Here is a 26,521-nt window from a genome sequence, read left to right as displayed (position 1 = left end):
CCGCTCCTAGTTCCGGTCCGCGCGCAACAGCGCAACCAACAGATAAATGAACAGCCCCACTGCCAATAGCAGTGACACTCCGTCCAGAACGCTCATGGAAGTTCTCCGTGTTACGGCGTATTGCCGCGTGTGGAGTGATTGTCTGCAGGGAGGCTGTAAAGGCGCGAGATCGAGGGAGGTGGCGGGGCATAAAGAATGCGTAAAGAGTGGGTTTTATGGCTTTGTTACAGCGGTGTTCGGGCGGGCCTCATCGCGGGCAAGCCCGCTCCCACAGGTTTTTGTGATTTCCGGGCAAACGCATTCCATTGTGGGAGCGGGATTGCCCGCGATGGCGGTCCACAAGGATATGCGTTTGTCGATGCACCACCGTCCCCTGTAGGAGCGAGGCTTGCCCGCGAAGACGGCATAACGGCCGACAACGCCCCCAACTGGCGCACAAAAAGCGCCCATCCAGCCGCGAACATCCTCGATACGACAGCTTCCAGCGCTTTACGACGCCCATCTGAAAAATGGCACGCCCGCTGCACACGCCCTCCCCCGAGCTTTTCCAAACCGTTCAGGGGGCAACACATGAACACACAACTCAAACCCACGCTGGGCACGCTGCACCTGTGGGGTATCGCGGTCGGGCTGGTGATTTCCGGTGAGTACTTCGGCTGGAGTTACGGCTGGGGCGTGGCCGGCACACTCGGTTTTCTGGTGACCTCGTTCATGGTCGCCACGATGTACACCTGCTTCATCTTCAGTTTCACCGAACTGACCACGGCGATTCCCCATGCCGGTGGTCCCTTTGCCTACAGCCGCCGCGCCTTTGGCGAAAAAGGTGGATTGATTGCCGGGCTGGCGACCCTGATCGAATTCGTTTTCGCCCCACCGGCGATTGCCCTGGCGATCGGTGCCTACCTGAACGTGCAATTTCCTGCCCTCGACCCGAAACACGCAGCGGTCGGCGCCTACATCGTGTTCATGGGCCTGAACATCCTCGGCGTGAAACTGGCCGCTACCTTCGAACTGGTGGTCTGCGTGCTGGCGGTTGTGGAATTGCTGGTATTCATGGGCGTGGTCGCCCCGGCGTTCAGCTTCAGTAACTTCGCGCTCAATGGCTGGGCCGGTTCTGATGTGTTCAGTGCGCCGGCGATTGCCGGGATGTTCGCGGCGATTCCGTTTGCCATCTGGTTCTTCCTGGCCATCGAAGGCGCCGCCATGGCCGCCGAAGAAGCCAAGGACCCGAAACGCACGATTCCCAAGGCCTACATCAGCGGCATTCTGACTTTGGTGCTACTGGCGATGGGCGTGATGTTCTTTGCCGGTGGTGTCGGCGACTGGCGCACCCTGTCGAACATCAACGATCCGCTGCCACAAGCCATGAAAGCCGTGGTCGGCGAAAGCTCCGGCTGGTTGCACATGCTGGTGTGGATCGGCCTGTTTGGCCTGGTGGCGAGTTTCCACGGGATCATCCTCGGCTACTCGCGGCAGTTCTTTGCGCTGGCCCGGGCCGGTTACCTGCCGGCCTCCCTGGCCAAACTGTCGCGCTTCCAGACCCCACACCGGGCAATCATCGCCGGTGGTGTGATCGGCATCGCGGCGATCTACAGCGACGGCCTGATCAACCTCGGCGGCATGACACTGACGGCGGCGATGATCACCATGGCGGTATTCGGCGCGATCGTGATGTACATCATGAGCATGCTCAGCCTGTTTAAACTGCGCAAAACCGAACCGAACCTGGAACGCACTTTCCGCGCACCCTGCTACCCGTTGCTGCCATTCATTGCGCTGGTGCTGGCGGTGGTTTGCCTGGTGGCGATGGCCTGGTTCAACACCTTGATCGGGTTGATCTTCCTTGGATTCATGGCGGTGGGTTTCGTGTACTTCATGCTCACCGCGCAACTACGTGCCGATGCGCCGGCGGATGCGATGTTGACGGGACTTTAAACAGTCGCCGTGTCAAGGTTGTGCGGCGGCTACGGCATATCAGGCATAGAATGGAACCACTGCGAAAATTGATCGCTCAAAAGTGGTAAGCACGATCGGTTGGCGAAACCCTTGCCCACCGGTTTGCCCTTAAGGAGAACTCCTATGCCTTGGTATGCCTGGTTGATTCTGATCGTTGCCATAGGCTCGATCGTTGGCGGTTTGATGATGCTGCGCGACACCGCCGACAAGGTCGAATTGACTGAAGAGCAACGTAAACGCGTCGCCGAACGAAACGCGGAAGCGGATGCCAAGGATGCGCAGGACCGCTAGATCAAAAGATCGCAGCCTTCGGCAGCTCCTACGCGGAATATGCGTTTCCCTGTAGGAGCTACCGAAGGCTGCGGTCTTTTTGCTCTTGCTATTAGCTCTTATTTTTCCCAATCGGCCTTGGCAATGTGCAAGCCATGCAACCCTTTGTAAGCCGCACGCTCCGGCTGGCTCCAGCCCTCAAGCAACGAATCCTCCAACCGATAAATCTCCACCCCCAGCGGGCGACACACGCTCAGCGGGTCCTGTGCATCCGGTCCCCACATGGCCAGTGACAAATCGCCACCCGGGCAAGTCGAGAGCGCGCACAGCAAATCAATCTCGGCAAAGAACTCCAGGTAATCGCCCTTCTGTGCCGGGCAGGCTTTCATGAAGTACATGTCGTCGTGATTCAGGCCGGTGCACTGAAAAATGTTCAGCACATCATGCACGTCGAACTCGGTCAGGCCATGGGGCAACACTGCGCGAGTCAGATTGGAGTGGCAGTGATGATGGAAATCCTCGCCCGTGAGCATTTTGTTCACATAGGGATCGCAGCGCGTCCCCAGCAAATCGTGCAAACGCCCGCCATGTTCGTCGATGCCGTAACCCGCCAGGCTGTCGTCGGTAATGGTCACCAGCGGTCGTAAAAAGGGCAGGTTCGACCAGAGCCGGTCATGGGTGCTGACATGCGCCCCTTGCAACTGCCGGGTCCGCGCGGCCCACAAGCGTTCGCGCGGGTCGTGGGCATTCCAGACATTGAAGTCTCCGACTTGCGGGCCGACAGGCGTCGTGACCCTGAACACATGCCCCGCCGGCACATTCCAGGCGCGGCCGGTGCGGATCGGCACTTCAAACTGCTCGATAAGCGTGCGCCCCTCCTTTTTGTCCCGGACTCTCTCGTAGAAGGCTGTGTCCACCTGCAAGGCCGAGCCTTTGCTGACTTGATAGGCCGCCGGATAGTCTTTGTACATGGCACAAAATCCTCGATCAGTGATGGGAAGAAGGAGCAAGCATCTGCAACAGGAGCTGTTCGGAGTCGTCGAGATAAAGGCCCATGGCCTCCTCTGCCGCACGTTTGTCACCGTCGGCCAACAAGTCATGTATCTGCCGGTCGCGCGCCAGCCAGGGCGCTTGAAAACGTGATTCATCGGGAGCGGTGCAAAACACCAGGCGCAGTTGCGCAACGACGTTGGTGAAGAACTCATCGAACAATGGACTGCGCAGCAATCCGACGATGTGTTGGTGAAATGCCAGGCTGTGGGTGCCGACCGCGCGCCAGTCCTCACGCTCCCGGGCCAACTCGGTGGCCTCCAGGGCTTCGAGCATCCGGTCGGACTGATACTCACGCAGTGGCTGACTGGCGCTGATGGCTTGCAGTTCCAGAGTGCGACGGACCTTGAACAGATCGCGCACATCATCGACTCCCAGCCTGCGCACCATCACGCCCTTGTTGCGGACATAACGGGTCAGCCCTTCCTGCCCCAGACGGTGCAACGCCTCGCGAATCGTGTTTCGCGAGGCGTTATAAGCCGACACCAGATCGTTTTCCACCAGCGCCATGCCAGGCAGCAAACGACCACCGATGATGTCAGCGCGTAACTCCAATGTGATGTGGTCGGCCAGGGACAGTCCGCTGCTCATACTCAATGCCTCGTGATTGTTCAACAATCGTCAGCGAATGAGTAATCACTATTCGTGCCATCCCTGTGAACTAGCCCTCCCAGCGTTTGAACAACACACTGGCGTTCACGCCGCCAAATCCGAAGCCGTTGGACAACGCGTACTCGATGGCCATCGGACGTGCCTGACCGTGAACGATGTCCACCCCTTGCGCCGCCGGATCCGGGTTATCGAAATTGAGCGTCGCCGGCGCAACCTGATCGCGGATCGCCAACAGGGTAAAGATCGCCTCGATCCCGCCAGCGGCGCCGAGCAAATGCCCGGTCGCGGACTTGGTCGATGTCACGGCTATCTTATTGTCCGAGCCGAACAACGACTTGATGGCCGCCAATTCCCCCAAATCCCCGACCGGAGTCGAGGTCGCGTGAGCGTTGAGATGCTGCACCTGCGCCGGCGAAATGCCCGCCTGGGCCAACGCCAGCGACATCGCCCGACGCGCGCCACTGCCATCCTCCGGCCCCGCGGTCAGGTGATAGGCATCGGCGCTGGTGCCGTAACCGACCAGCTCGGCCAATGGCTGAGCCCCCCGCGCCAGGGCATGCTCCAGGGATTCGATCACCAGAAGGCCCGAGCCCTCGCCCATCACAAAGCCATCGCGGCCACTGTCGAACGGCCGCGAGGCGCGCTCCGGTGTGTCGTTGTAACCGCTGGACAAGGCTCGAGCCGCCGCAAACCCGGCGAGGCTGACACGATCGATCGCCGCCTCCGCACCGCCACACACCGCAATGTCCGCCTCGCCACATCGAATCAACCGCGCCGCGTCACCAATCGCCTGAACCCCGGCCGCGCACGCCGTTACCGGAGCCCCCAACGGGCCTTTGAAACCGTGCTGGATCGACACATGCCCCGCCGCGAGGTTGACCAGAAACGAAGGGATGGTGAACGGCGACAAACGTCGCGGGCCACGGCTGTCAGTGGTGCGCACCGCGTCGGCAATCGCGCCAAAACCACCCACGCCCGAGCCGATGATGGTGGCCGTGCGCTCCTGGGCATTGGCATCCAGCGCTTGCCAATCGGCCTGCTCCAGCGCCTGACGCGCCGCCTCCATGGCAAACAGGATGAAGCGGTCCATCTTCTTCTGCTCTTTGGGCGACGTCGCCCGATCCGGATCAAAACCCGCCTCGGGATCTTCCGCCAGGGTTTGCACCGCGCCTCCGACCTTGGCCGGCAGATCGACAACCACCTCGTCCGGCAACGCCCGCAACCCGGAGCGCCCGGCCAACAGACGCGCCCAAACCGCTTCGACGCCACTACCCAACGGCGACACCAGGCCCATGCCCGTGACCACCACTCGACGATTACTCATAACGCAAATACCTCAAGCCGATTCATGGTGCCTCACTTGTAGCGCGTTGCGGCCGTGCTTCTGGACAGATTCGGCGCCATCGCATGACGCGCCGCCATAAAAGCCTCCCACTCGGAAGCATTCGGTAACGAAGGAATGGTGATCAACTCACCCTGGTCCAGACCCGATAACGCCGCGTCGACCATCTCCCCCGCTTCCATGATCATGTCCGCCGGAATCTGGGTCGCATCGATACCGGAACGCTCCAGGATCTCGGTACGCGTTACGCCCGGCAACACCGCTTGAACCTGTACCCCCGTGCCCGCAAGCTCGGCGTTCAACGACTGAGTCAGGCTCAACACATAAGCCTTGCTCGCGCTATACGTCGCGTTGAACCGCTCAGGAATCAACGCCACCACGGAGGCAATATTGATGATCGTCCCGCGACCGGCCTTGGAAAAACCGGCCGCCGCTGCCGAGGCCAGCCGCGTCACCGTGGTGACGTTCAACTGAATCAAACGCTCCAGCTGATCCATGTCGGCGTTGGCGAGCAAACCATCCGCCGCGACACCGGCGTTATTGAGCAACAGACTGATACTCGAATCGCTGCGCAGACGCTGCTCAAGCTTCAATACATCATCCTTTTGCGTCAGATCCGCCTTGAGCACCTCCACCTGAACACCATGCTCGGCGCGCAACTTGGTCGCTGCAGCCTCCAGCCGTTCCTGATCACGGGCCACCAGCAACAAATCAAAACCACGCGCCGCCAACCGTTGCGCGTAAACCGCACCGATACCGGAAGAAGCACCGGTGACAAGGGCCGTACCTTGGGTCTGGACAGAATTCATGACAGTGCTCCTGGAGGATACTTGAGGAAGGCGAAGGCCCGAATATCAGGGTGCTTCAGCGAATGACGATTTTATTATAGGCATAATACATACGACATATGATAGCCGTAATTTTTTGCATTCCGATGGAAGGTGCCAGGTGGTTCGCTGCGGCAATAAGCAAAAAAGGCCGGTCAATGACCGGCCTCTTGGCGTGGACTTACAAGCTTAGTTCACTTCCAGCCTCTCGCGATTCTTGTCCAGAATGGCTTTGCCGATCCCCTTCACTTCCAGCAATTCGTCGACAGACGAAAATGGCCCATTACTCTCACGATAAGCAACAATCGCCTTGGCCTTCGCCTCACCGATCCCGGACAACTCACGTTGCAGGGTCGACGCATCGGCCCCATTGAGATCGACCTTGGCGGTTAGAGCCTTGGCGGCAACGTCCAGCATCAAGGGAGCCTTGGCAGCCTCTGGCGCAGCCGTCGGCGCAGCGATGGCCGCAATGGAGGCGCTGGTGAGCAGGGCAAAAACCAGAGAGTAGAAATAGCCAGTACGCATAAATGAAGCTCCATGACATCAATTGGAAGAAGCAGCTTTTCCGAAGCTGCCTCCCAAACTTAGGCGATGTGATGGAGCTGTCAAAAATGTGTCCGTTACAGGATGTGAAACAATCAGGGCTCGAGGCGACGTTGCTGGTGGATCCAGTCGACGATCTCACCGTCGGGGGTGTAGCCGCTGACCGTTTCGCGCAGGAGCTGGCGCACGCGGGAGTAATCATCCTCCTCGACAGCCAACAACAGCTCAGTCAAACGGCCCTTGAGCACGTCCCAGGGCAAATGGTCTTCGTTGGCGGTCATGATCATCGGATGTGGCGTCGCTGCAACGTTATCGCCGATCAGTAACTCTTCGTAGAGCTTCTCTCCCGGACGCAGGCCCGTAAACTCGATCGAAATATCGCCTTGGGGATTTCGCTCGGAACGGATGCTCAAACCGGACAGGTGAATCATCTTCTCCGCCAGTTCGACAATCTTCACCGGTTCGCCCATGTCCAGCACGAACACGTCGCCGCCCTGCCCCATGGAACCGGCCTGGATCACCAGCTGCGCGGCTTCGGGAATGGTCATGAAGTAGCGGGTGATTTTCGGGTGCGTGACCGTCAATGGCCCACCGGACTTGATCTGGCTGTGGAACAACGGGATCACCGAACCGGACGATCCCAACACGTTGCCAAAGCGGACCATCGTGAAACGGGTTTTGTTGACCCTGGATACGTTAGCCTTGTCACCGAACAGTACCGGGGCGAGTTCACGACTGAGGGCCTGAAGGGTCAACTCCGCCAGACGCTTGGTGCTGCCCATGATGTTGGTCGGGCGTACGGCCTTGTCGGTGGAGATCAGCACGAAGTTGGCCACACCCGACTGCAAGGCAGCCTGAGCGGTGTTCAAGGTACCCATGACATTGTTGAGCACGCCTTCAGCGATATTGTGCTCGACCATTGGCACATGTTTATAAGCGGCCGCGTGATAAACGGTATCCACGCGCCAGGTCTTCATCACATCGAGCAGTTTGTGCGGGTGACGGATGGAGCCGAGGATGGGCAGCAACTTGACCGACACCGAATCACGGCAGCCGCGCTGCTCCAGTTCCGACAGGATGCTGTAGAGGTTGAACTCGCCGTGTTCGAACAGAATAAGCGTGGTCGGGCCAAGGGAGAAAATCTGCCGGCACAGCTCCGAACCGATCGATCCGCCAGCGCCAGTGACCATCACTGTCTTGCCTTTGATACAGCGCTCGAGCAAATCGGCCTGGGCTGGCACGGCATCCCGGCCCAGCAAATCGGCAATATCCACTTCCTGAATGTCTTCAACCTTGACCCGACCGCTGGCCAGATCGGTGAAGTTCGGAACACTTCGCACGTGAAGGGGGTAAGCCTCCAGCAGATTGAGAATTTCCCGGCGTCGTGCGCGGGTAGATGACGGCAGGGCCAAGAGGATTTCCTGGGCGCCGGTGACGTCGATCATTTGTTGGATGTGTCTGGGTTTGTAGACTTGCAAACCCGAAATAGAGCGATCAGCGATACTGGGGTCGTCGTCGATAAAGGCCACTGGGCGCATCACCCGGCCCATGCGAAGTGCCGCTACGAGCTGGTTACCTGCGACGCCCGCACCATAGATGGCGACTTTCGTCAGACCATCGTCGCGATTGGTGAACGGTACGTGCTGGGCGGCGGTGAACCAGTCGCCCATGAAGTATTGGCGCATGCACAGGCGCAGGCCGCCGATGATGACGAGGCTTAGCCACCAGTAATTGAAGATGATGGAACGCGGGACGACGGCCTGGTGGTTGCTATACCAGAAAACGACCACCGCCAGGATGAGCGCAGAAAGGCTGACCGCCTTGATAATGGCAATCAGCGCATCATTGCCAAAGTAGCGCATGACTGCCCGATACATGCCAAACCGAATGAACAGAGGAATCGCAATCACCGGCGCGCTGAGAAACAACCACAGGTGAGCCCTCAGAGGCTCAAGCAGGTCGTCTATACCCAAACGAACCACGAACGAACCCCACAGCGAGATCCAGACCAGGAACACGTCCATGATCACCTGAATCAGTCGCTTTCTCTGACGAGGCATTCCCAAAAGGAATATCCGCAGTCTGTCCATTCCCCTTCCTTCCATTTTTGATCTCAGTTAGTCCAAACCATGCAGGGATTGCACCACAGTCACAGAACAATTCCTTCGACAAGCGAAGCAGGCGCCAGGTGCCCGGGCGCGCATCGCGCATTCACTCTAGTCGCTAGTAGAGCGTAAAAGAGTAGAGATTAAACCTTCCAGACAGATAAAATGCACGTCCTGTGCGCATCCCCGATGCCGGTTCTATCACTCGGGATGATGTCAAGTAGGCATCAGTCTTTTTTTACACACTGACAATGCTATTTTTAAACCCACGATGCGAGGACGCATGGACCAGCAACCGCCCCTGTCCGGTAGATCAGACGCTGAGCTATTCGTCGAAAACTCGAGGAATTCACCGACCTCTCCTGAAGTAGCGATACTTCTGTGCACGTTTAACGGCTACACATTTCTCAAAGAGCAAATTGATTCTTTCATTGCCCAGACCCATCAAAAATGGACGCTATACATTTCTGATGATGGCTCTACCGATGGAACCCTTGCACTGCTGGAAAATTACCAGGACCTGATCAACACGCAACGCATACAAGTGTTCAGCGGTCCACGCGCCGGTTTTGCTGAAAACTTCATGTCGCTGGTAAGAAACGAGAATATAAAAGCTGACTTTTTCGCATTCAGCGATCAGGACGATATCTGGTTCAATAACAAGCTGGAAAGAAGCATCCGACAATTGGAGTCGTTGCCCACCCATCTGCCGGCCCTGTACTGCTCCCGCACTCGCCTGATCGATGAAAACCGGAAAATCATTGGTTTTTCACCCGACTTCAAACGAACCCCGGTCTTCCAGAATGCGCTGATCCAAAGCATCGCCGGTGCCAATACTATGCTCCTCAATGGTGCAGCACGGGACCTCTTGAACAAGATTCCACACGCCATGACCATCGTTGCGCACGACTGGCTTACCTATCTTTTGACGACAGCCTGTGGTGGAAACGTCATCTACGATTCAGAGCCGACGCTGGACTATCGCCAGCACGGTGGCAATGTCATCGGTGCCAACTCCGGCTTCAAAGAACGCATGATACGTATCGGTAAGTTGATCGACGGACGCTTCAGCCGCTGGAGTGATTCGAATGTGCAGATTCTTGAGTTGCTTGAAGGGGAGCTGACCCCGGTGAATAGGCAGACATTGAATGACTTCAGACAAGGGCGTCAAAGCTCTATTTTCAAGAGGTTTCGCCTCATGAAAAAATCAGGTGTTTATCGCCAGACCCTGGCGGGCAACATCAGCCTCATTCTGGCCATCTGCCTGAACAAGATTTAAATCGACACAAAGGGCACCGATACAAGGTGCCCTCTTCAAAAAAACGCTGCCCGCACCGCTTACAATTTTTTAATGATGTATCGGCACAGACGTACGTAATACAACGTGCGGGTTCTGAGTCGACCCAGCCATTTCTTGCCCAACTTGTGATAAGGCGCCTGAAATGCAAGATCACGAATCACCGCAGTGACGCTCAACTCAGAAGTACGATCCATGCCTGCGTCGATCTGGGCCAACAGCGTAGGCCTTACATGATGCTGGGCAACCTCCCTGGCAACCTCGGCACGGCTGATAAAGCCGCTTGCGATGGCTCTTCTAAGGCATGCCATCCAGACATGGCCATTGGGATTCTCAAGAGACACCCATGGCTGAGTGTTCATGTCGGTGTAATGCAGCAATGACGTCTGTCCGGCCGAGTAGTGCTCCAGAGAGTTCCACGTCACCGGCACCGAGTAGCCAACCTGTTTCGCGACGCTCATCTCGAACATCAATGAGCGGTACTCAAGTGCCCCGCTGTCCAGATCCGCAACGATGTCTTCGATATTCCAGGCCAGCTGCTCACAGTCCAGGACCATGACGCTGAATTGCGAACGGCGCCCCTGGGTGCCGCTTGCCACCGTCAACAGATGATTGTCGCCGAACGGCTGATTCCAAAGCCCTTCAATATCCTCAAAGACTTGCATGTCGGCGTCCATGTAAATGGCTCGCCCCTTGAACTGACACAACTCCGGGATAAGGAACCGCTGAAACGAAAACGGTGTACGCGCCCGGTTTTCCATACCTTTAGGCTGCGGTATTGGTCGCTGATGGCTATAAATCGCCGACAGTTCGACCGGCAGGGAAGACCGCTCCCGGATCGAGAATTCCAGCACCCGCATTGGCAGCCATTCCGCCGGAGTGGCGGCTACAAAAACCCGTACAGGTGCGACAGCGGTCCGATTTCCCATTCTCACAACACCTTGCAAAACTACAAATTAAAAAGCACTTAAGACAACGCGGCGCCAAACCCCCAATTCAACCATTCGGCGCCTCAATTATTCCTACGCCCTAAAACTATTCAACGCTTGCAACCGCCTCAAAAAATTCCATGAGACCTCAACATACGCTGACCGTATCAAAAATCGTGGTTAATTGTTGTTCAAGCTTATGAAGCGAATAGCGCTCAGAACAATAAGCCTGAGCTATCTCAACCAGCCGTTTTCTAGCGCCTTCCGAGTCAAGATAGAGTGCCAACGTTGAATACCAATCTTCATTTACCAAGACCCCAGCACCTTCCGGAATGATCATGCTGTAAACCGGAATGTTCGAAGCCACCACGGGAATACCGGCGGCAGTGTATTCAAGAAACTTCGTGGGAGCCTTGCAAAGGTTGAACTCCTCATTGACCAATGGAGCGAGACCGATATCCCAATTCAACCCAGCCAGGACTGATAAAAACTCAGTATAAGACTTGTTGACTTTATGGCTTTTCACCCTGTCTCCAAAGCGCAAAAGACGATCGGGCATCTGTATCGTCCCGAATACTTCAAAGTGCAATTTTGGCCGCTCTTCGAGTAATCGTTCCAGCACCGGAACCACCAAATTCAGATCTTCCTGGTGCCCTTTTGATCCCATATACCCAATAGTCTGGTACTGCCGTTCTTGTCGATTAACCGTCACCCGCTGCCCCATGTACGGAAAATATTCTCCAGTAAAAACATGCTGCATCGGAAACAGACTTTTGAGCAGTTCGGCAAGGTGAGGGGTCGACGCATAAATCAGGTCACATTGCGCCAGCAGATTTCGACGCGCATCAATGACGTCTTTAGCGCCTTGACGTTTCTGAATTTCAGCCCCTAGAGAAGGGGGCAGTTCAAGCAAGTTATCATCAATGTGATAGATAACGGGAACATTCTGTGCTTTAAAGAACTTGAGTATATCCAAACCAAACGGTTGACCATATCGAGTAAATATGACCAACTCAGGTTTAAAGCTATCGTTCCACTGTTCCCAGCAACCAGCCCCCTTTTGCGAAACCAGTTTTTGCGACACCACAGCGACATTGACCTCTCCTCGCTGATGCATCTCGCGCAGAGGGATATCAAAGCTAATGAAATACGTGGCATTCACCTGCTCTGTGAATATAAGAATATTCCTCCCCTTCGGGTTCCCGTCGAGGAGGACATCAAACTCATTCGGCGCGATGATATGGCGCTTTTTGAAAAGCGCCTTGAGCAACGTAATCATGCGTTTGAAGCCTTTTGCCCGTTAGAGTCGCTGGCTGGGAGCCTGGCTTCGTAGTCCTTGATAACCTGCTGACGGCGCCGCTTGGCTTCGTAAACGGCTTTATGAGGAACATAGCCGGCAAGCTTGTCCCGAGCCGCATTCTTCTTATCCCAAAGACTATGGAGAAACGAGGGAATAAGATGACGATATTTGATATCACGAATCAATGAAGGTCGGAAATAACCAAGGTCGATCTCTTTTTGGATTTCCGCCTCGGTCAACGCCCCATTTTTAAGCATCAACCGAACTTCCGCGAACCACGGCCAGGCATTTTTATTTGCACAAGCAGACCAAGGCTGAGTATAAACGTCGGTGTAATGAATCAACCGAGTGTCTTTATCCAAATGCTCGAGGCTGTTCCACTCAAAAGGCACGCCATACTTGACGTATTTTTCCTCGAGAATGATCAACTCCCACATTAGCTGGTCATAATTGTACTTGCCCTCATCCATTTCTTGAACGATGGTTTCAATTTCCCAGTCCAGCTTTTCGCAGTCAAGCAGCATGACGGCGCATTGTTTCTTGCGAGTTTTCGGCGCCCCGACCTTGTCGGTCGACGCTTCGGCAAACTTGACTTCTTGCTGGATTATAATTTTCGCACCGTCGAACGGAATGTTCCACAACTCACGAATATCGCGAAACACCAACATGTCTGCGTCCATGTAGATGGCCTTGCCCTTGTAGCCACAAAGCTTTGGAATGCAGAAACGACTGAATGAAAAACCGGTACGTTGACCATTGCGCGGATCCAGTGGCTCGGGAACCGGGAGATCCAACATCGGAATGACTTCAACATTTGCAGTCGTGTGGCGTTTGATGGAGTATTCAAGAACAGGAACGGCGAGCAATTGCGAACGATCGACACCTACATATACCCGTATTACTTCGTCACCATCAACCATGGGAAATTCCTCTTAAAACGTTAGCACTCTGAAAATCAACTATCGACCATCGTACAAGATGCCTATAGTGGACCGGATACTCATTTGAAGCTCTGGTCCAAGGCTCTGCAGGGGTGACGTTGCTGGAGCACGCATAGCGAATATCACCGGCTCGAAGTTGTCCGGTTATTTTATAGGTGCTGTCATTTATTCCCGAGATGCGCATCGGCTGCTACCTTCAAGAACTGACTTCATTAAGAATTGACGTAGAGAGCAAGTCGTCAACCAATCGGGCGGCGGCATCGCCTTCCAAGACCATACGGTTTACAAAGCACTCGGAAAGATGCTTGAGCTCTGGCGCTTGGCTTTCATCCAGAACGCGTTCGATGAACGCGGACCAGTTCGCCATCTGCTCGATGGTATAAAGTGGGGCATAGGTTTCAGTGTCGAGATCTCCCTTGACCACCGCAACCGGCAACCCCCGCGCTGCAGCATCTAGGGCCACGGTAGAGGGGCTGGTAATGACCGCTTTCATTCGACCCAACAGGCCGCCAGCGGTATAACGCTCCCATTCAGCCTGCTTGGGATCGGCGATGATCAGGTTCGAGCCGACGGGCTTGTCTCCTTTGTAACGGGAAGTCAGCCACAGGCCCGCATGATGAGGCTTGATCAAAAAGGTGACAGAAGGGAATTGCTCCGCCAGCGCGGTCACTCCCTCAAGAAAAAATTGTCGATACTCTTCAGAGTAACGATGCCAGTGCAGGTTTTCGAAGACACCGATCACACAGGCCTCGGGAGCGATCAACGCATCCAGATCGGCGCGTTCATCCCGGCCAACCTTGGAGCAACCTATCGCAACGCATTTTGCGCGAGTGGCTGCGCTGATATCTGCGTGCAACGTGTCCAGCCCGCCCCAAAGGTAGATCCTGTCGGCGGCGAAATTGATCCGGTCTATCGAATGGATCTCGTCGCTGTAGGTCAACCCCACATTCTCGAGCCCATGTTGCAAGGTCGCGGTCATGATGCCGGCGGCCTTCGCCGCTTCGGTAAGCGTGCGACTGAATAGATGAGGACTGAGATTGGTTTCCGACACCGTCAGCAGCGCTCTGGTCCGGGAACCGAAGCGGAATGAAGACAATGGCTCGGCAGCCGACACCACCCGGACATTGATCCGATGAAGTGACAGGGTTTTCATTACTCGAGGAGAAGCCTTGAGCAATGCGTGGCTGCAGACTACTTGTACTGCTATCTCGCGCTGTTTGAGTTCAAGGATGATGGGCAGCGCAAGATCCAGATCCTGGACCAGGTGCAGTACCACAAGGACCTCCGCTTCGTGGACGTCTGCTGCGCCAGAGCGTTGGGCGATGACCGATTGCAGCGCATCCCGCCACAGAGAGCCAATGACAGCAGAGCTGAAGTGCTGCTCAATCAGCGTCCTTGCGAGTGCTATGTCCTTGCGACCATTTTCGGCGCTCGACAGATAACGACGCAGCCCCTGCAAAAAATCACCGGTCATGATGCTGCCAGCCAGCGGCGACAGTGCAGGCGTTGCGGTAGCGACGACAGGAGTGCCTTGGGTCAGGGCATGAACCGTTCGATTGGCGGACTTGCAGACGCTGAATGGATCGCAAGAGTTGGGGATCAGAACAACCCGTGAAACAGCCATCCAATCGTCTACAACGTTGATCGACCACTCCACATAGCGTGAAGCAATTGCCATCGGCTTGATAAAGCGCTCGTACTTGGCAGCATTGTTGCTGATCACCACAAGCTCAACCGGATATTCCAGCGCGATTGCTTCCAGTGCATCCTGGATGAGAAGCAAGTCCAGCATGCCGAAGTCGGCGTAATCGGCGCCGTGATTACCGAACCACAGCAAATACATGGTGTTCGACGGATCGCGGGGCAGCGCATCTGAAATGACGGGGCGCAGCGCGGGAGCAGCGACGACCGGGGCCTTTTTTAAGCCGGCCATTTGTTTCCGGAACGGGCGCAAGAGTGCCCCCGCAATGGCCATGACCGTCGCGACCGAACCATCCCTGCCACGCTTTTTTCTGACGCGTTGCAGTTGTTTTTCCAGCAAGCGCTTGAGCGTGTAGATGACTCCTGAATCCTTGAACTCATTCGACAACTTCTTCAACCGGCTGCGCCACAAGGATGAAGCCATGGATTTTTCAATCGCCCTGGCGTCTTCGATGAGCTTGCTGCCTGCGTCCGTTACCGTTTCCGAAGCCAGACCATCGGGAATGACGTGCACGACAACGCCCGGTACATGAGCCTTTATAACGTCTGCCAAAGGTTCGGTGGTTGTCACGACGGCAGTTGCGAGTTGGGCCATTCTGGTGAACATTTCGCCATGCGTGCCCAATGGCCCCTTGCCATAACCAGGCACAAAAACGTTGTCACACAGATCGATGATGACGGGCATGTCCAGTGCCCGGGCACGCTGAACCAATGCAAGGCTTTCAAGAGAAAAGGCTTTGACGACGACAAGGGCATCAAGGCTTTCAAGATTGACAGGACCTCGACTGGTAAACAGACTGCAGATAAAGCCTTGCGCTTCGAGCGCCAACAAAGGAAGCAATGCCCGGTAGCGCACACTGGCCATGTCGAGCGACAGTGAGGCAACGCACCAGCCCACGTTTATCTGACGTCTATCCATAAGACTTCCCATCTCTGAACACTTCCCCGCCCTTCGGTCAATGCAATAACAAACGGACCGGCTAATAAATAAAAACAAAAAAACCGATGAAAAAGAGACACGGCAATCCGCGCCCACGCATAAATACGGGCCCGCAGTGCCACGCTCACGACCTGAATCAGAGGGTCTGCCCATGCAGCGCAAGCTCAATCCGGACGCGAGTCATAACCGCGCATTCTACCGAACACCTACCGATTCGCGGGCTTTTTTTGACGCAAGGCATTCTGAACGATATTCATCCGCAGATCATGACATGCGTCAAACAGACCAGCTTGCTCGACAAGGCCAGAGCCAACGACCAAGAACTCTATGTGCGACTGACACGCCTTTTACCGCCCACGATGGGCGGCGTCGGCCGAAGACCAGGAACCTTGCGGCCGAGGAATTGCTCATCAGTATAGCCTGATGTGGCACACCAACTATTTTTGAATAGATGGGGCCTATGGGATGCTGACAGTTTTTGTCAATCCGGCTTATCAAAGCCAGGACGATATTTGATCACTTTTGCAGGCACACCACCCACGATGGCCCCCCGATCAACGGTTTTATTGACAACCGATCCCGCAGCGATAACGGAACCATCATGAACCGTGACCCCATCCAGAATACGACACCCTGTCCCGATCCATATGTCACTGCCCATCTGAATGCCTTTTCGAGTGAGGCCCTGCTTGGCGATAGGCACTGTAGGATCGTCAAAAATGTGATTGGCAGGAATGACAACGGTATGCGCGGCAATCCGCACATAGTCCCCGGTTTTCAGCCCGCCATGGCCATAAAGTACGCAATAGGGGTTAACCGAATTGGATTTACCCAACTCTATTCGCCCCCCTGGTCCGGTGTCCAGAATAGCGCCGTGGTGGAGTATGCTTCCGTCGCCTATAACAATGGCTGAATCAGCGTTGGTGCAAATCAGTCGCGCGCCGGACTTTATGACCACCCTCTTTCCAATCACGATATTTGAAAGGCACCCGTCAAAAAAAGCATCCGGCGCAACCTGAACACCTTCAGCAAATGAGACGGATGCTTCCTCCTCAATTTTACTTGAGGAAGAAAAGAACCGCCTTATCTTGGACAGAATGCTGTTCATCAATATTTTACTACGTATGCTTTCGTCCTGTTTGGCGCATCATCCCCGTATCGGATTTGAGCGAGTGTCTCAGGCTTATCTTTAAAAAACTGATCGATAGCCTTGCCCGCCATCGGGTACTCTACAGAGTTGCAGTCATCAAAAAAGATCACGCCACCCCGAACCATACGAGGGTAGAAGTACTCCAAACACTCAATGTGTGGCTCGAACAAATCACAATCGATATTAACGAAGTGATATCGCTGTTCTTCCAGCAACGGCAGTGAGTGACTGAAAAGGCCTTCGTGTAACTCGACGGAGCTCCCCAAGCCAGCCCGATCTATCAGAGCTTGAACCCCGGCAAGAGAGGTCTCGGTAAATACAGTCTTATTCAGATAACCCGCATCAGTCGGCGCGAACAGCTTGTCTTGATCCGAAAGAGGTGGCAGGCCGGTGAATGTATCCAGGCCCAGCATTTTAAAAGGTATACCGCTCTCATGCGCATATTTTGCGCACGCCACAAGGCTGCTACCTGTAAATACACCGCATTCCACTGCATTGAACCTGGAGAGCCTGCGGACACCTTTATTCCAGAAAAAATCACCCCAGGGATTGCCTTTCTTTTTCTGCTTTTCACTGCGGAGAAAATTGGCAATGGCTATTTGAAAGCCATGAAGCACAGGAACCCGCTCGAAAAAAACATCGGGAAATGGCGGAACATGTGGAAACTCAAGCGAAGCATTGAATTTAAGCTTCTTTTTCTTCACGGTACCGTTATTGGACATTTTTATACCCTCGAACTGGAAAGGGCCAAGCCCAAGTCAACGATGCCAGTCTGGCCTGACACCGAAGCAACATCGAAATTAAAAAAGTTTTGCGACATCTCTAGCGGCACCGCGGCATCCCCTACCACTTCATTGACAATATAGCTCAAGAAATACTTCCCACCGAGCAAGTAGTTATTAAATGAAAACTCCAAGTGGTACTCATCCCCTTCAACCACATCACGCAGAAGTGGACCGCACTCCGCCCCATCAATTGAACAAACAGTAATACCAGAACTGTTTCTGATACCAAAGTTAAAAGCTATACACTCCGCCGAACTGGTAGCTGAAAATTTAGCCTTGAACACATACTGATTTGTATGAGCTTTATATTCCAAGGAAAAATCCTTAATCATTTCAGGAGCCGAGGAGCCCTTACTGTTCGCCGACTTGCCCACCGGCCGAGCTTTCGGGTGCTGTTCGCTTCGCACACTCTTGTACACCTCAATGGCCTCAAAGACGGATCCATCGTGGATTTTTTTACCGCCCTCAATGACGACAGCCCGGGTACAAAAATTCGCTAGCAAATTCTGGTTATGCGTCACCAGCAGGAAGGTCTGACCCGAATCACGCATTTGCCTGATACGGTCATAGCACTTCATACGAAAGTTTGCATCGCCGACAGCCAACGTCTCATCGATAATGATCAGGTCCGCATCAACATGAACCGCGCAAGCGAAAGCAAGGCGAGACTGCATCCCAGACGAATAGGTTCGCATAGGCTGATCAAAGTACTCACCCAAATCGGCAAACGCTATGATGTCAGCTATCCTGCGATCAGTGCCTTGCTTGTTGATGCCTTGAATACTGCAAAAAAGATAGGCGTTTTCTCTACCGGTAAAACTCATGTTAAAGCCGGCAGTGAGGCCAAGCAATGTGGCGATACGGCCGTAGCGCGATACCTGCCCCTCAGTGGGCTCGATCACATTGCCCAAAATACCAAGCAACGTCGACTTGCCGGCACCGTTGCGCCCGATGATACCCACCGTTTCGCCACTGCGGACATCGAGACTAATGCCATCAAGAACCTTTTTACCACCCACCCCCGTTGACGTTCGCTTCAGCAGCGCATCGAGAAAGACAGCCATTGGGCGCAAGGAACTTGCATAGCTTTTGCTTATGTTTGACGCTTCAAGAAGCAGGCGATTGCGCTCAACATTAGACGACATCGGCGACCACCCCTTTGATTCTGTTAAATAGCCAGACAGAAAACATACTTAAAACAAGCGCCGACGACATAAGAGAAAGAAACACAACCAGAGAAGGCCCCTTACCAAATACCAAGGCTTCCCTTATGGGTTCGATTATAACGGTCAGCGGATTAAGCCAAAGAATGAAACGATACGCTTCAGGTGCAAGACTGACTGGATACGAGATAGGAGCAGCGTAAAAAAGCACGCGCATCAACAGCCTTACGGCCTCTGAAATATCCCCTATAAAAGGCCCAATCATCGATAAAATCAAAGAAACCGCGGAAATAATAGCCAACGACAGCGCTAACAAGACCACCGCCCAGGCAACGCCGTTCAAACTGACAACAGAAAATGCCAAGCACAAAACCAACACCATTGCAGCGTATATCACACCGTGGACATAGGCACGCATGAGGTTCGCAAGCCAGAGCACCCACAAAGGAAAGGGTGACTTGACGACATAAGTTCTTTTACTTGCGTAAATCACGGTAGATGAATTGACAACATCGGAGATCAGCAAATAGATTGACAAGCCAATAAAAAATGGCAATACAAAACCAACAGAAACATTAGAGCCAGGCTCAGTCCAACTTACTTTTAATATGCCGCCAAAGACAACAGTATAAACAAACAACAAACATAGCGGCGTCAAAACCATCCAAAAGATACCCAGAAAAGATCTTTTGTATTTAGCCTGCAAGTCGCGTCTTGCCAAATCCCATGCTAGCCTAAAGCACTCTGCGAACTTCATAAAAACCCCAAAAAAGGATACAAAAAATATCCAGTTCAAATATTCACAAGCGCGGGAGTATAAGGAAACACTGCCCAAAAAGCGAGCATGATCACACCCTGCCATACAGAGGATCCCGACCACACGACTGAACTATTCATCAGCCTGCACCACTCGCAACTCCCAAGCCCGCCCCCTCCCCAACCCGCCAGCCCACCCGTTTTAACGAGCCGAGTTCTGATCCGTCTCGATCACTAATGAGACAATACCCATACGCCGCATAACCTATGCTTACGCCCTGCCCGCCTTTAACAAATACGCAGCACAAACAAGTGGCGCATACGCCATACACATCCCCGCCACGACATTAAAATGGCCGAGTACAACCAGGATCGAAAGCGGCAGCAGAAAAACAACATTGATGACTGCCACACTTATCGTCACCGCTTTATGACCCCAACGACGTGCCGCTTTCTGATAGGCATGGCTGCTATGGGCCTGATACACCTTATCTCCGCCGATCAGGCGCCGAACGAGCGTCCATGTCGCATCGACAATAAAAACCCCCAGCAGAATCAACCAGCTCCAGATCAGTTCCGGCTTGCTCCAGGCCGCCTGAAGCGCCATTGCTCCGAGAATGATGCCGAGAAAGCCGCTCCCCGCATCGCCCATGAAGATCCGGGCAGGTGGAAAATTCCAGCACAGGAAACCTGCAACGGCCACAACCAGCATCAACGGCGCCCATACCAACTCAGCCGTGCCAGCAACCCCATAAACCAGACATATTCCCAGGCACACGGTGATGGCTTCAACGCTGGCCAAACCATCGATGCCGTCCATGAAGTTATAGAGATTGAGCATCCAGACCAGATAAATCGCCCCGAGGATGGAACCGACCCACCCCAGATCCAGCGAAACGCCCAACAAAGAAATGGGTGCGAGCCCATTGAGCCAGAACAACACCCAGGCCGCCGCGATAAAGTGCCCCAGCAACCGCCACCTCGCAGCGATATGGCCATGGTCGTCGGCAAAGCCAATCACCGCAATCAGAACGCCCGCCCCAACCAATGCCATCAGCGCAGGCAGGGGCAACACCCCCAACAACGACAGGACCGGAAGCGCGAGCAAAAAAGCGACAACGATTGATACGCCGCCACCGCGGGGCGTGGGAACCGAATGAGCACTACGCTCGTTCGGAATATCCATGAGACTTCGGGACAAGGCATACCGGCGCAAAACCCGGGTCAACCCCCATGAAACGGCAAACACCACCACCAATAACGCAAAAATCATCTTGTCTGTTTATCCCGATAATGATCGGCCGCCTGACGCAAAGCCCTTTCTGCACTGACAGGCGGATGCCACCCAAGCACCTCACGCGTGTGCCGGATATCCACCTGCAAAGAACCACACAACCGCTCGACAACCCCTGACTTGCCCATCATCGAGGCCACCACTCTCAACAGCCCCACGGGCACTGGCAGCAGTCTCGCGACTTTGCCCAACGCAAACGCCATACGGCGCAGCAACTGGGTAGTGGACAGGTCTTCGCCATCGCTAACCAGAAAGACCTGACCGGCGGCGGCAGGGCTGTCAATGCAGGCCACCACGAGGTCCGTGAGATTTCCGAGTGCAACCAGACTGCGCTGATTATCAATGGCGCCCAATGGCAAAGGCACGCCGCGATCCAGCCAACGCATCATGCTGAGGAAATTGGCTTTGACACCCGGCCCGTAAACGAGAGGCGGACGGATAACAACAACCTCCATCCCGGTTTCCAGGCTGATTTGCCGTAACGCAATCTCTGCCTCGTGCTTGGACACCCCATAAGGATCGATTGGCGCAGGCAAATCCGTCGCCTTGAAAGGCATGTTGCGACCTGTACTTTCGCCATTCACCTTGATCGAGCTGATAAAAATAAAACGTTTCACGCCGGACTCCGCCGCACGCCTGGCCAGCCGGACAGTCCCCTCGACGTTGGCTTTACGAAACGCTGCGAGGCTGTCCACAGCCGTTTCGCTCATGACGTGCACTCTGGCCGCACAATGAATGACGACGGCAACGCCCTCCAGTACAGGCAGAGCAGTCGGCAGATCGAGATCGAAGGGAACGACCCGGCACAAACCGCTCAATCGTGTGCTTGCGCGAACAGCGGCGACGGGAGTGAACTTCTTATCGAGCAACAACCTGAAGACCACGGCCTCGCCGACAAACCCCGTCGCGCCTGTCACTAAAACCCGCGGACCGCTCATTTGGATTTACTTCCGATCAATGCAGTAGTCCAACAAATCAAAAAGAAGAACACTTTATCCCGCGCGCGCCGGCGACACTTCCAGGCACTTAAAGAGAGCCTCAATAACTGCCTGCGCCCCAGACGTAGCCAACGCCGAACGAAAGGATCAGCATCCAGTCCTACCTGACATGCAATTAGCCGGACCTGGGAGAACCACCAGCCGTCATGAATCGTCTTGTAGCGTGCAATCAAAGGACTGAGACCCGTGTTGGCCCCAACCTGATTTCGCTCGTGTTGGCGATATTGCATGGACGGCTGCGGGTCGATAAACCACTTGAAGCCACGGCTGCGCGCAAAGGCATAGAAGTACCAGTCATGCAAACTCACACCTTGCAAGCCAGCCCAATTAACCAACATGGACGCCTTTAAAAGCACCACCATTTTCTGGCTCATCACATACGTGCAACCTGGCCCAGCCGCTTCAAACAAGAAGTCCCAGGCAACCTGAGGTTGGGCCTTGTCCAGCAACTGTGTCCTGCCGTTCGACCAAAAAGCGGTGACGTTGCTGGAGTAGGCATCTACCTTACGAGCCTGAATCGCATCGGTCGCGCGCTGAAGCTTATCCGCGTGCCATACGTCATCCTGATCGGCAAAGGCGACAAACTCGTACTCATCAAAATCAACATCGCGGATCAACCTGAAGAAGTTGCGCGAAGCCCCACCGAATGTGCCAGCAGCGGGCAGCACGATAACGCTTGGGTGCTGAGCGGCATAAGCCGCGCACCAAGCCTCGGTACCATCGGTGGAAGGGTCGATACTGATATGAACGGTTACGTCGACAGCTGACTGACTGAGGATCGAGGCCAACTGCTCCTCGATCCACTGCATGCCATTGTAGGCAGCCAGCAAAACTGCAACCTTGGGATGTTTTACTGGCATGCCATTCCTGCCTGGACCGGTTAATCGCTACTGTTCGAAAGGTTTGAGCCGTCGAATCAGTGGGAAGGCGAGTCCAGGAGTTTCTGTAGATACTGACCGTAGCCCGTCTTCTTCAGGGCATCAGCCTGAGTACTCAACTGCTCGGCTGTGATCCAGCCATTGTGATAGGCGATCTCTTCGAGGCACGCCACTTTCAGGCCTTGGCGCTGCTCAATGGTATGCACGAAGTGACTGGCTTCCAGCAGTGAATCATGGGTACCGGTATCCAGCCAGGCGAAGCCTCGGCCGAGCATTTCAACGTTGAGGGTTTTCTGCTCAAGGTACGCGCGGTTAACGTCAGTGATTTCCAGCTCGCCACGTTCGGATGGCTTGATGTTCTTGGCGATCTCGACGACCTGGTTGTCGTAGAAGTACAAGCCAGTCACCGCATAGCTGGATTTAGGCTTCAGCGGCTTCTCCTCGATGCTCAAGGCACGGCCGGAAGCGTCGAACTCAACCACACCGAAACGCTCCGGATCCGACACGTGGTAACCAAATACAGTCGCGCCGTGCTCTTGAGCACTGGCGGAACGCAGGTTGTCCGAGAAGTGCTGACCGTAAAAGATGTTGTCGCCCAGGATCAGGCAGCAAGGATCCTTGCCAATGAATTCTTCGCCAATGATGAAGGCTTGTGCCAAGCCGTCCGGGCTAGGCTGCTCGGCATACGTCAGCTTGATGCCGTACAGGCTGCCGTCACCCAACAACTTACGGAAGCACGGCAAGTCTTCAGGGGTGGAGATAATCAGGATTTCGCGCATACCGGCGAGCATCAGCACCGACAGCGGATAGAAGATCATCGGCTTGTCGTAGATCGGCAGCATCTGCTTGGACACACCGAGGGTCAACGGGTGCAGACGAGTGCCCGAACCACCAGCGAGGATGATGCCTTTACGATTTGTCGTGGTCATTTATTCAGAACTTCCCTAAGCATTCGGGTGACACCACTTTGCCAATCCGGCAAGTGTAGAGAAAAATTGTCGCGCAGCTTCTGAGTATTCAACCGGGAATTCAGAGGGCGACGCGCTGGTGTTGGGTAGGCGGTTGTGTCTATCGGATTGATCGCCGTGACGGCGAGCTCTTCACCGATGGCCTTGGCAAAACCAATCACATGACTGGCATAGCCGTGCCAGGACACTTCGCCAGCGGCTGCCAGGTGATACAGGCCCGCCAGTGCAGGACGCTGCATGACTTGCTGAATGGCCAGCGCCGTCACATCGGCAATCAAATCTGCGCCGGTCGGGGCGCCTATCTGGTCGGCGATGACGCTCAGGGTGTCGCGATCCTTGGCCAGACGCAGCATGGTCTTGGCAAAGTTGTTGCCGCGCGCGCCATAGACCCAGCTGGTACGGAAGATCAGGTGCTTGCAGCCCGAGGTAGTAATCGCTTGCTCGCCGGCCAGTTTGCTGGCGCCGTAGTGATTCACCGGGGCGACAGCATCTGCCTCCTGCCATGGTTTCAAGCCTTCACCGCTGAACACGTAGTCGGTCGAATAGTGAATCAGCCAGGCACCCAGGGATGCTGCCTCTTCAGCCATGATCCGGCTGGCTTGACCGTTCACGCGATCGGCCAGCTCAGTCTCGGATTCAGCTTTATCGACCGCAGTGTAGGCCGCAGCGTTGACGATGACATCGGGCTTGACCTGACGAATCGTCGCACGCAAGGCATCAAGGTCAGACAGGTCGCCGCTCAAACCATCGACCGAGTGACGGTCCAGGGCGATCAACTCGCCAAGCGGCGCCAGGGAGCGCTGTAGCTCCCAGCCTACCTGGCCGTTTTTTCCCAACAGGAGGATTTTCATGCGTTGTCCGAACGATCCGCGTAGTTCTGGTCGATCCATTGCTGGTAGCTACCGCTCTTCACGTGAGCCACCCACTCAGTGTTGTTGAGGTACCACTCGACGGTCTTGCGGATGCCGGTTTCAAAGGTCTCTTCCGGTGTCCAACCCAGCTCGCGCTGGATTTTGCTGGCGTCGATCGCGTAACGCTGGTCGTGGCCCGGGCGATCCTGAACGTAGGTGATCAGGCTGGCGTGTGGACGATGAGCGGAGTCTGGACGCAGTTCGTCGAGCAGTGCGCAAAGGGTATGCACCACTTCGATGTTTTGCTTCTCATTATGGCCGCCGATGTTGTAGGTCTCGCCGATCACACCTTCGGTCACGACTTTGTACAGTGCACGGGCATGGTCTTCGACGTAAAGCCAATCACGGACCTGGTTACCTTTGCCGTAGACCGGCAGCGGCTTGCCTTCCAGCGCATTGAGAATGATCAGCGGGATCAACTTCTCAGGGAAATGGCATGGGCCATAGTTGTTCGAGCAATTGGTAACCAGGGTCGGCAGGCCGTAAGTACGAGCCCAGGCGCGAACCAGGTGATCGGAACTGGCCTTGCTGGCCGAGTACGGCGAGCTTGGCTGATACGGCGTGGTTTCGGTGAAAAGGTCTTCCGGACCTTCGAGGTCTCCGTAGACTTCGTCGGTGGAAATATGGTGGAAGCGGAAGTTGGCTTTACGCGCATCATCCAGTGCAGCCCAATAATGGCGTGCAGCTTCCAGCAAGGTGTAAGTACCGATGATATTGGTCTGGATGAATTCAGACGGACCGGAGATCGAGCGGTCAACGTGGGACTCTGCGGCCAGGTGCATGATGGCATCCGGTTGATGCTCACGCAGGACACGGTCCACTTGATCACGGTCGCAGATGTCGACGCGCTCGAACACGTAACGCGAGTTCTGGCTGACTTCAGCCAGCGACTCAAGGTTACCGGCATAAGTCAGTTTATCGACGTTAACGACAGAGTCGGCAGTGCTGGAGATGATATGACGAATGACTGCCGAGCCGATAAATCCGGCGCCGCCGGTTACTAGAATTTTCACGCGAAACCATACCCTTAAGTTACTGACAGGGCCGCCAACCGCGCACTGTCGAATCCATGAATGCAAAAGCCATCAAGTTCGCCGAGGCTTCTGACAGAGTCAGTCTGAACCGATTAGGGAATGCCCTATCGATCAAGCGCAGCATTTTACAGCTTAATGAAGGTTTTACTAATGGATATGGACAAGCTGCGACACAAATTCGATACACACAAAGGGTTTGTCACAATCAGGTAAGGCGCTTGCGTGAGGCTCTGGATGTACGCCCCAGAAACCAGCCGAGAATCGGCCCGACCACCATGCCGACCAGCAGCGCGATCACCATGATCAGCGACACCGGCAACTGTGGGCCCGACCACCCCAGGAACAACAGCGACACACCCTGCTGGTTCTCAAGAACGAACGCCAGGATCGCCAGAACGAGCAACAGGACAAATATAGCGAGAAGTACGCGCTTGAGGTTACGCATCAGCGACTCCTTGAAGTGCAGCAGCTGTCAAAACCCCTCCTCCTCTTCCTCGTTCACGCGATCACGCAGTTCTTTGCCCGGTTTGAAATGAGGTACGAACTTGCCGTCGAGACTGACGGACTGACCGGTTTTCGGATTGCGACCTACGCGCGGCGCGCGATAGTGCAAGGAAAAGCTGCCAAAACCACGGATCTCGATTCGATCACCAGTGGCCAGACATTGGGACATTTGCTCAAGCATGGTCTTGATGGCCAGCTCCACATCCTTGGATGAGAGTAGCCCTTGATGGGTGACAATTCGTTCGATCAACTCCGACTTCGTCATAT

The 26,521-nt window shown here is 54.9% G+C and carries 26 protein-coding genes; 3 read left to right on the top strand and 23 right to left on the bottom strand.

From position 1 onward, the window contains the following. Positions 1-6: 6 nt before the first annotated feature. Entirely contained in the window at positions 7-96 is a 90-nt protein-coding gene (gene kdpF, locus QMK51_RS08770; protein WP_007899818.1) for a K(+)-transporting ATPase subunit F, read from the bottom strand. 474 nt (positions 97-570) lie between these two features. Between kdpF and eat the strand changes: the two genes are divergently transcribed. Together eat and QMK51_RS08760 are read left to right on the top strand one after the other, a co-directional pair. Then, positions 571-1,935, top strand: a complete 1,365-nt coding sequence (gene eat / locus QMK51_RS08765; RefSeq protein ID WP_320393765.1) for an ethanolamine permease — start codon at positions 571-573, stop codon at positions 1,933-1,935. A 144-nt stretch (positions 1,936-2,079) separates the two neighbouring features. After that, positions 2,080-2,247 (top strand): DUF2897 family protein, encoded by a 168-nt coding sequence (locus QMK51_RS08760; protein WP_080932608.1) that lies wholly within the window; start codon positions 2,080-2,082, stop codon positions 2,245-2,247. A 98-nt stretch (positions 2,248-2,345) separates the two neighbouring features. On the opposite strand, the gene QMK51_RS08755 is transcribed toward QMK51_RS08760, so the two are convergent. From QMK51_RS08755 to QMK51_RS08730, 6 genes are all read right to left on the bottom strand, one after another. Continuing rightward, the gene (locus QMK51_RS08755; RefSeq protein ID WP_320393764.1) at positions 2,346-3,197 is read right to left on the bottom strand and encodes an urea carboxylase-associated family protein; all 852 of its coding nucleotides are present in this window, start codon (positions 3,195-3,197) and stop codon (positions 2,346-2,348) included. 16 nt (positions 3,198-3,213) lie between these two features. Then, positions 3,214-3,867, bottom strand: a complete 654-nt coding sequence (locus QMK51_RS08750) for a GntR family transcriptional regulator (protein ID WP_320393763.1) — start codon at positions 3,865-3,867, stop codon at positions 3,214-3,216. Between the two features lie 70 nt (positions 3,868-3,937). After that, entirely contained in the window at positions 3,938-5,212 is a 1,275-nt protein-coding gene (fabF, locus tag QMK51_RS08745; RefSeq protein ID WP_320393762.1) for a beta-ketoacyl-ACP synthase II, read from the bottom strand. 32 nt (positions 5,213-5,244) lie between these two features. Beyond that, complete coding sequence (locus QMK51_RS08740; RefSeq protein WP_320393761.1) at positions 5,245-6,039, bottom strand: SDR family oxidoreductase; 795 nt, start codon at positions 6,037-6,039, stop codon at positions 5,245-5,247. 207 nt (positions 6,040-6,246) lie between these two features. Next, positions 6,247-6,582 (bottom strand): helix-hairpin-helix domain-containing protein, encoded by a 336-nt coding sequence (locus QMK51_RS08735; protein ID WP_320393760.1) that lies wholly within the window; start codon positions 6,580-6,582, stop codon positions 6,247-6,249. A gap of 113 nt (positions 6,583-6,695) precedes the next feature. Beyond that, positions 6,696-8,690 (bottom strand): nucleoside-diphosphate sugar epimerase/dehydratase, encoded by a 1,995-nt coding sequence (locus QMK51_RS08730; RefSeq protein WP_320393759.1) that lies wholly within the window; start codon positions 8,688-8,690, stop codon positions 6,696-6,698. 298 nt (positions 8,691-8,988) lie between these two features. Between QMK51_RS08730 and QMK51_RS08725 the strand changes: the two genes are divergently transcribed. Beyond that, positions 8,989-9,984, top strand: coding sequence for a glycosyltransferase family 2 protein (locus tag QMK51_RS08725; RefSeq protein WP_320393758.1), 996 nt, complete (start codon positions 8,989-8,991; stop codon positions 9,982-9,984). Positions 9,985-10,043: 59 nt separating this feature from the next. On the opposite strand, the gene QMK51_RS08720 is transcribed toward QMK51_RS08725, so the two are convergent. From QMK51_RS08720 to ihfB, 16 genes are all read right to left on the bottom strand, one after another. After that, positions 10,044-10,931: a glycosyltransferase gene (locus QMK51_RS08720; RefSeq protein ID WP_320393757.1), complete on the bottom strand. Its 888-nt coding sequence runs from the start codon at positions 10,929-10,931 to the stop codon at positions 10,044-10,046. A 148-nt stretch (positions 10,932-11,079) separates the two neighbouring features. Then, positions 11,080-12,210: a glycosyltransferase gene (locus QMK51_RS08715; protein ID WP_320393756.1), complete on the bottom strand. Its 1,131-nt coding sequence runs from the start codon at positions 12,208-12,210 to the stop codon at positions 11,080-11,082. Then, on the bottom strand, positions 12,207-13,151 hold the full coding sequence (locus QMK51_RS08710; RefSeq protein ID WP_258699705.1) for a glycosyltransferase: 945 nt from the start codon (positions 13,149-13,151) through the stop codon (positions 12,207-12,209). Before QMK51_RS08710 ends, QMK51_RS08715 begins: the two co-directional genes overlap by 4 nt. A gap of 217 nt (positions 13,152-13,368) precedes the next feature. Beyond that, positions 13,369-15,792: a hypothetical protein gene (locus QMK51_RS08705; protein WP_320393755.1), complete on the bottom strand. Its 2,424-nt coding sequence runs from the start codon at positions 15,790-15,792 to the stop codon at positions 13,369-13,371. A gap of 502 nt (positions 15,793-16,294) precedes the next feature. Then, positions 16,295-16,921, bottom strand: a complete 627-nt coding sequence (locus QMK51_RS08700) for an acyltransferase (protein ID WP_258699703.1) — start codon at positions 16,919-16,921, stop codon at positions 16,295-16,297. After that, complete coding sequence (locus QMK51_RS08695; protein WP_258699702.1) at positions 16,921-17,685, bottom strand: TylF/MycF family methyltransferase; 765 nt, start codon at positions 17,683-17,685, stop codon at positions 16,921-16,923. The genes QMK51_RS08700 and QMK51_RS08695 overlap by 1 nt, the downstream gene beginning before the upstream one ends. Before the next feature lie 2 nt (positions 17,686-17,687). Beyond that, positions 17,688-18,893, bottom strand: coding sequence for an ABC transporter ATP-binding protein (locus QMK51_RS08690; protein WP_320393754.1), 1,206 nt, complete (start codon positions 18,891-18,893; stop codon positions 17,688-17,690). After that, positions 18,883-19,773, bottom strand: a complete 891-nt coding sequence (locus QMK51_RS08685) for an ABC transporter permease (RefSeq protein WP_320393753.1) — start codon at positions 19,771-19,773, stop codon at positions 18,883-18,885. The genes QMK51_RS08690 and QMK51_RS08685 overlap by 11 nt, the downstream gene beginning before the upstream one ends. Before the next feature lie 165 nt (positions 19,774-19,938). Then, positions 19,939-20,940 carry a glycosyltransferase family 4 protein gene (locus QMK51_RS08680; protein WP_320393752.1) on the bottom strand — a complete coding sequence of 334 codons (1,002 nt, stop codon included), beginning with the start codon at positions 20,938-20,940 and terminating at the stop codon, positions 19,939-19,941. Further along, positions 20,937-21,899 carry an SDR family oxidoreductase gene (locus QMK51_RS08675; protein WP_320393751.1) on the bottom strand — a complete coding sequence of 321 codons (963 nt, stop codon included), beginning with the start codon at positions 21,897-21,899 and terminating at the stop codon, positions 20,937-20,939. The genes QMK51_RS08680 and QMK51_RS08675 overlap by 4 nt, the downstream gene beginning before the upstream one ends. After that, positions 21,896-22,819 carry a glycosyltransferase gene (locus tag QMK51_RS08670; protein ID WP_258699697.1) on the bottom strand — a complete coding sequence of 308 codons (924 nt, stop codon included), beginning with the start codon at positions 22,817-22,819 and terminating at the stop codon, positions 21,896-21,898. The genes QMK51_RS08675 and QMK51_RS08670 overlap by 4 nt, the downstream gene beginning before the upstream one ends. A 56-nt stretch (positions 22,820-22,875) precedes the next feature. Then, entirely contained in the window at positions 22,876-23,766 is an 891-nt protein-coding gene (rfbA, locus tag QMK51_RS08665; RefSeq protein ID WP_258699696.1) for a glucose-1-phosphate thymidylyltransferase RfbA, read from the bottom strand. Next, positions 23,763-24,656, bottom strand: coding sequence for a dTDP-4-dehydrorhamnose reductase (rfbD, locus tag QMK51_RS08660; protein ID WP_320393750.1), 894 nt, complete (start codon positions 24,654-24,656; stop codon positions 23,763-23,765). The genes rfbA and rfbD overlap by 4 nt, the downstream gene beginning before the upstream one ends. Next, entirely contained in the window at positions 24,653-25,729 is a 1,077-nt protein-coding gene (rfbB, locus tag QMK51_RS08655) for a dTDP-glucose 4,6-dehydratase (RefSeq protein WP_258699694.1), read from the bottom strand. The genes rfbD and rfbB overlap by 4 nt, the downstream gene beginning before the upstream one ends. Positions 25,730-25,955: 226 nt before the next feature. Continuing rightward, positions 25,956-26,195 carry a LapA family protein gene (locus tag QMK51_RS08650; protein WP_320393749.1) on the bottom strand — a complete coding sequence of 80 codons (240 nt, stop codon included), beginning with the start codon at positions 26,193-26,195 and terminating at the stop codon, positions 25,956-25,958. A 27-nt stretch (positions 26,196-26,222) separates the two neighbouring features. Continuing rightward, positions 26,223-26,519: an integration host factor subunit beta gene (gene ihfB, locus QMK51_RS08645; protein ID WP_020299643.1), complete on the bottom strand. Its 297-nt coding sequence runs from the start codon at positions 26,517-26,519 to the stop codon at positions 26,223-26,225. Positions 26,520-26,521: the final 2 nt, after the last annotated feature.

The organism is Pseudomonas sp. P9_31, from assembly GCF_034008235.1.
Classification (GTDB): Bacteria; Pseudomonadota; Gammaproteobacteria; order Pseudomonadales; family Pseudomonadaceae; genus Aquipseudomonas.
Note: the sequence above shows the minus strand (reverse complement) of the source record. Positions and strands in the feature narration are given on the sequence as shown.

Bases quoted from the DNA above. Each gene is read 5' to 3' on its own strand.
- rfbA (WP_258699696.1), bottom strand. From the start codon at position 23,766: ATGACCACGACAAATCGTAAAGGCATCATCCTCGCTGGTGGTTCGGGC.
- QMK51_RS08705 (WP_320393755.1), bottom strand. From the start codon at position 15,792: ATGGATAGACGTCAGATAAACGTGGGCTGGTGCGTTGCCTCACTGTCG.
- eat (WP_320393765.1), top strand. From the start codon at position 571: ATGAACACACAACTCAAACCCACGCTGGGCACGCTGCACCTGTGGGGT.
- QMK51_RS08710 (WP_258699705.1), bottom strand. From the start codon at position 13,151: ATGGTTGATGGTGACGAAGTAATACGGGTATATGTAGGTGTCGATCGT.
- QMK51_RS08690 (WP_320393754.1), bottom strand. From the start codon at position 18,893: ATGTCGTCTAATGTTGAGCGCAATCGCCTGCTTCTTGAAGCGTCAAAC.
- QMK51_RS08650 (WP_320393749.1), bottom strand. From the start codon at position 26,195: ATGCGTAACCTCAAGCGCGTACTTCTCGCTATATTTGTCCTGTTGCTC.
- QMK51_RS08750 (WP_320393763.1), bottom strand. From the start codon at position 3,867: ATGAGCAGCGGACTGTCCCTGGCCGACCACATCACATTGGAGTTACGC.
- rfbD (WP_320393750.1), bottom strand. From the start codon at position 24,656: ATGAAAATCCTCCTGTTGGGAAAAAACGGCCAGGTAGGCTGGGAGCTA.
- QMK51_RS08715 (WP_320393756.1), bottom strand. From the start codon at position 12,210: ATGATTACGTTGCTCAAGGCGCTTTTCAAAAAGCGCCATATCATCGCG.
- QMK51_RS08680 (WP_320393752.1), bottom strand. From the start codon at position 20,940: ATGATTTTTGCGTTATTGGTGGTGGTGTTTGCCGTTTCATGGGGGTTG.
- QMK51_RS08730 (WP_320393759.1), bottom strand. From the start codon at position 8,690: ATGGACAGACTGCGGATATTCCTTTTGGGAATGCCTCGTCAGAGAAAG.
- fabF (WP_320393762.1), bottom strand. From the start codon at position 5,212: ATGAGTAATCGTCGAGTGGTGGTCACGGGCATGGGCCTGGTGTCGCCG.
- QMK51_RS08740 (WP_320393761.1), bottom strand. From the start codon at position 6,039: ATGAATTCTGTCCAGACCCAAGGTACGGCCCTTGTCACCGGTGCTTCT.
- QMK51_RS08760 (WP_080932608.1), top strand. From the start codon at position 2,080: ATGCCTTGGTATGCCTGGTTGATTCTGATCGTTGCCATAGGCTCGATC.
- ihfB (WP_020299643.1), bottom strand. From the start codon at position 26,519: ATGACGAAGTCGGAGTTGATCGAACGAATTGTCACCCATCAAGGGCTA.
- QMK51_RS08670 (WP_258699697.1), bottom strand. From the start codon at position 22,819: ATGCCAGTAAAACATCCCAAGGTTGCAGTTTTGCTGGCTGCCTACAAT.
- QMK51_RS08720 (WP_320393757.1), bottom strand. From the start codon at position 10,931: ATGGGAAATCGGACCGCTGTCGCACCTGTACGGGTTTTTGTAGCCGCC.
- QMK51_RS08675 (WP_320393751.1), bottom strand. From the start codon at position 21,899: ATGAGCGGTCCGCGGGTTTTAGTGACAGGCGCGACGGGGTTTGTCGGC.
- QMK51_RS08700 (WP_258699703.1), bottom strand. From the start codon at position 16,921: ATGAACAGCATTCTGTCCAAGATAAGGCGGTTCTTTTCTTCCTCAAGT.
- QMK51_RS08735 (WP_320393760.1), bottom strand. From the start codon at position 6,582: ATGCGTACTGGCTATTTCTACTCTCTGGTTTTTGCCCTGCTCACCAGC.
- kdpF (WP_007899818.1), bottom strand. From the start codon at position 96: ATGAGCGTTCTGGACGGAGTGTCACTGCTATTGGCAGTGGGGCTGTTC.
- QMK51_RS08695 (WP_258699702.1), bottom strand. From the start codon at position 17,685: ATGTCCAATAACGGTACCGTGAAGAAAAAGAAGCTTAAATTCAATGCT.
- QMK51_RS08755 (WP_320393764.1), bottom strand. From the start codon at position 3,197: ATGTACAAAGACTATCCGGCGGCCTATCAAGTCAGCAAAGGCTCGGCC.
- QMK51_RS08725 (WP_320393758.1), top strand. From the start codon at position 8,989: ATGGACCAGCAACCGCCCCTGTCCGGTAGATCAGACGCTGAGCTATTC.
- QMK51_RS08685 (WP_320393753.1), bottom strand. From the start codon at position 19,773: ATGGCAGGGTGTGATCATGCTCGCTTTTTGGGCAGTGTTTCCTTATAC.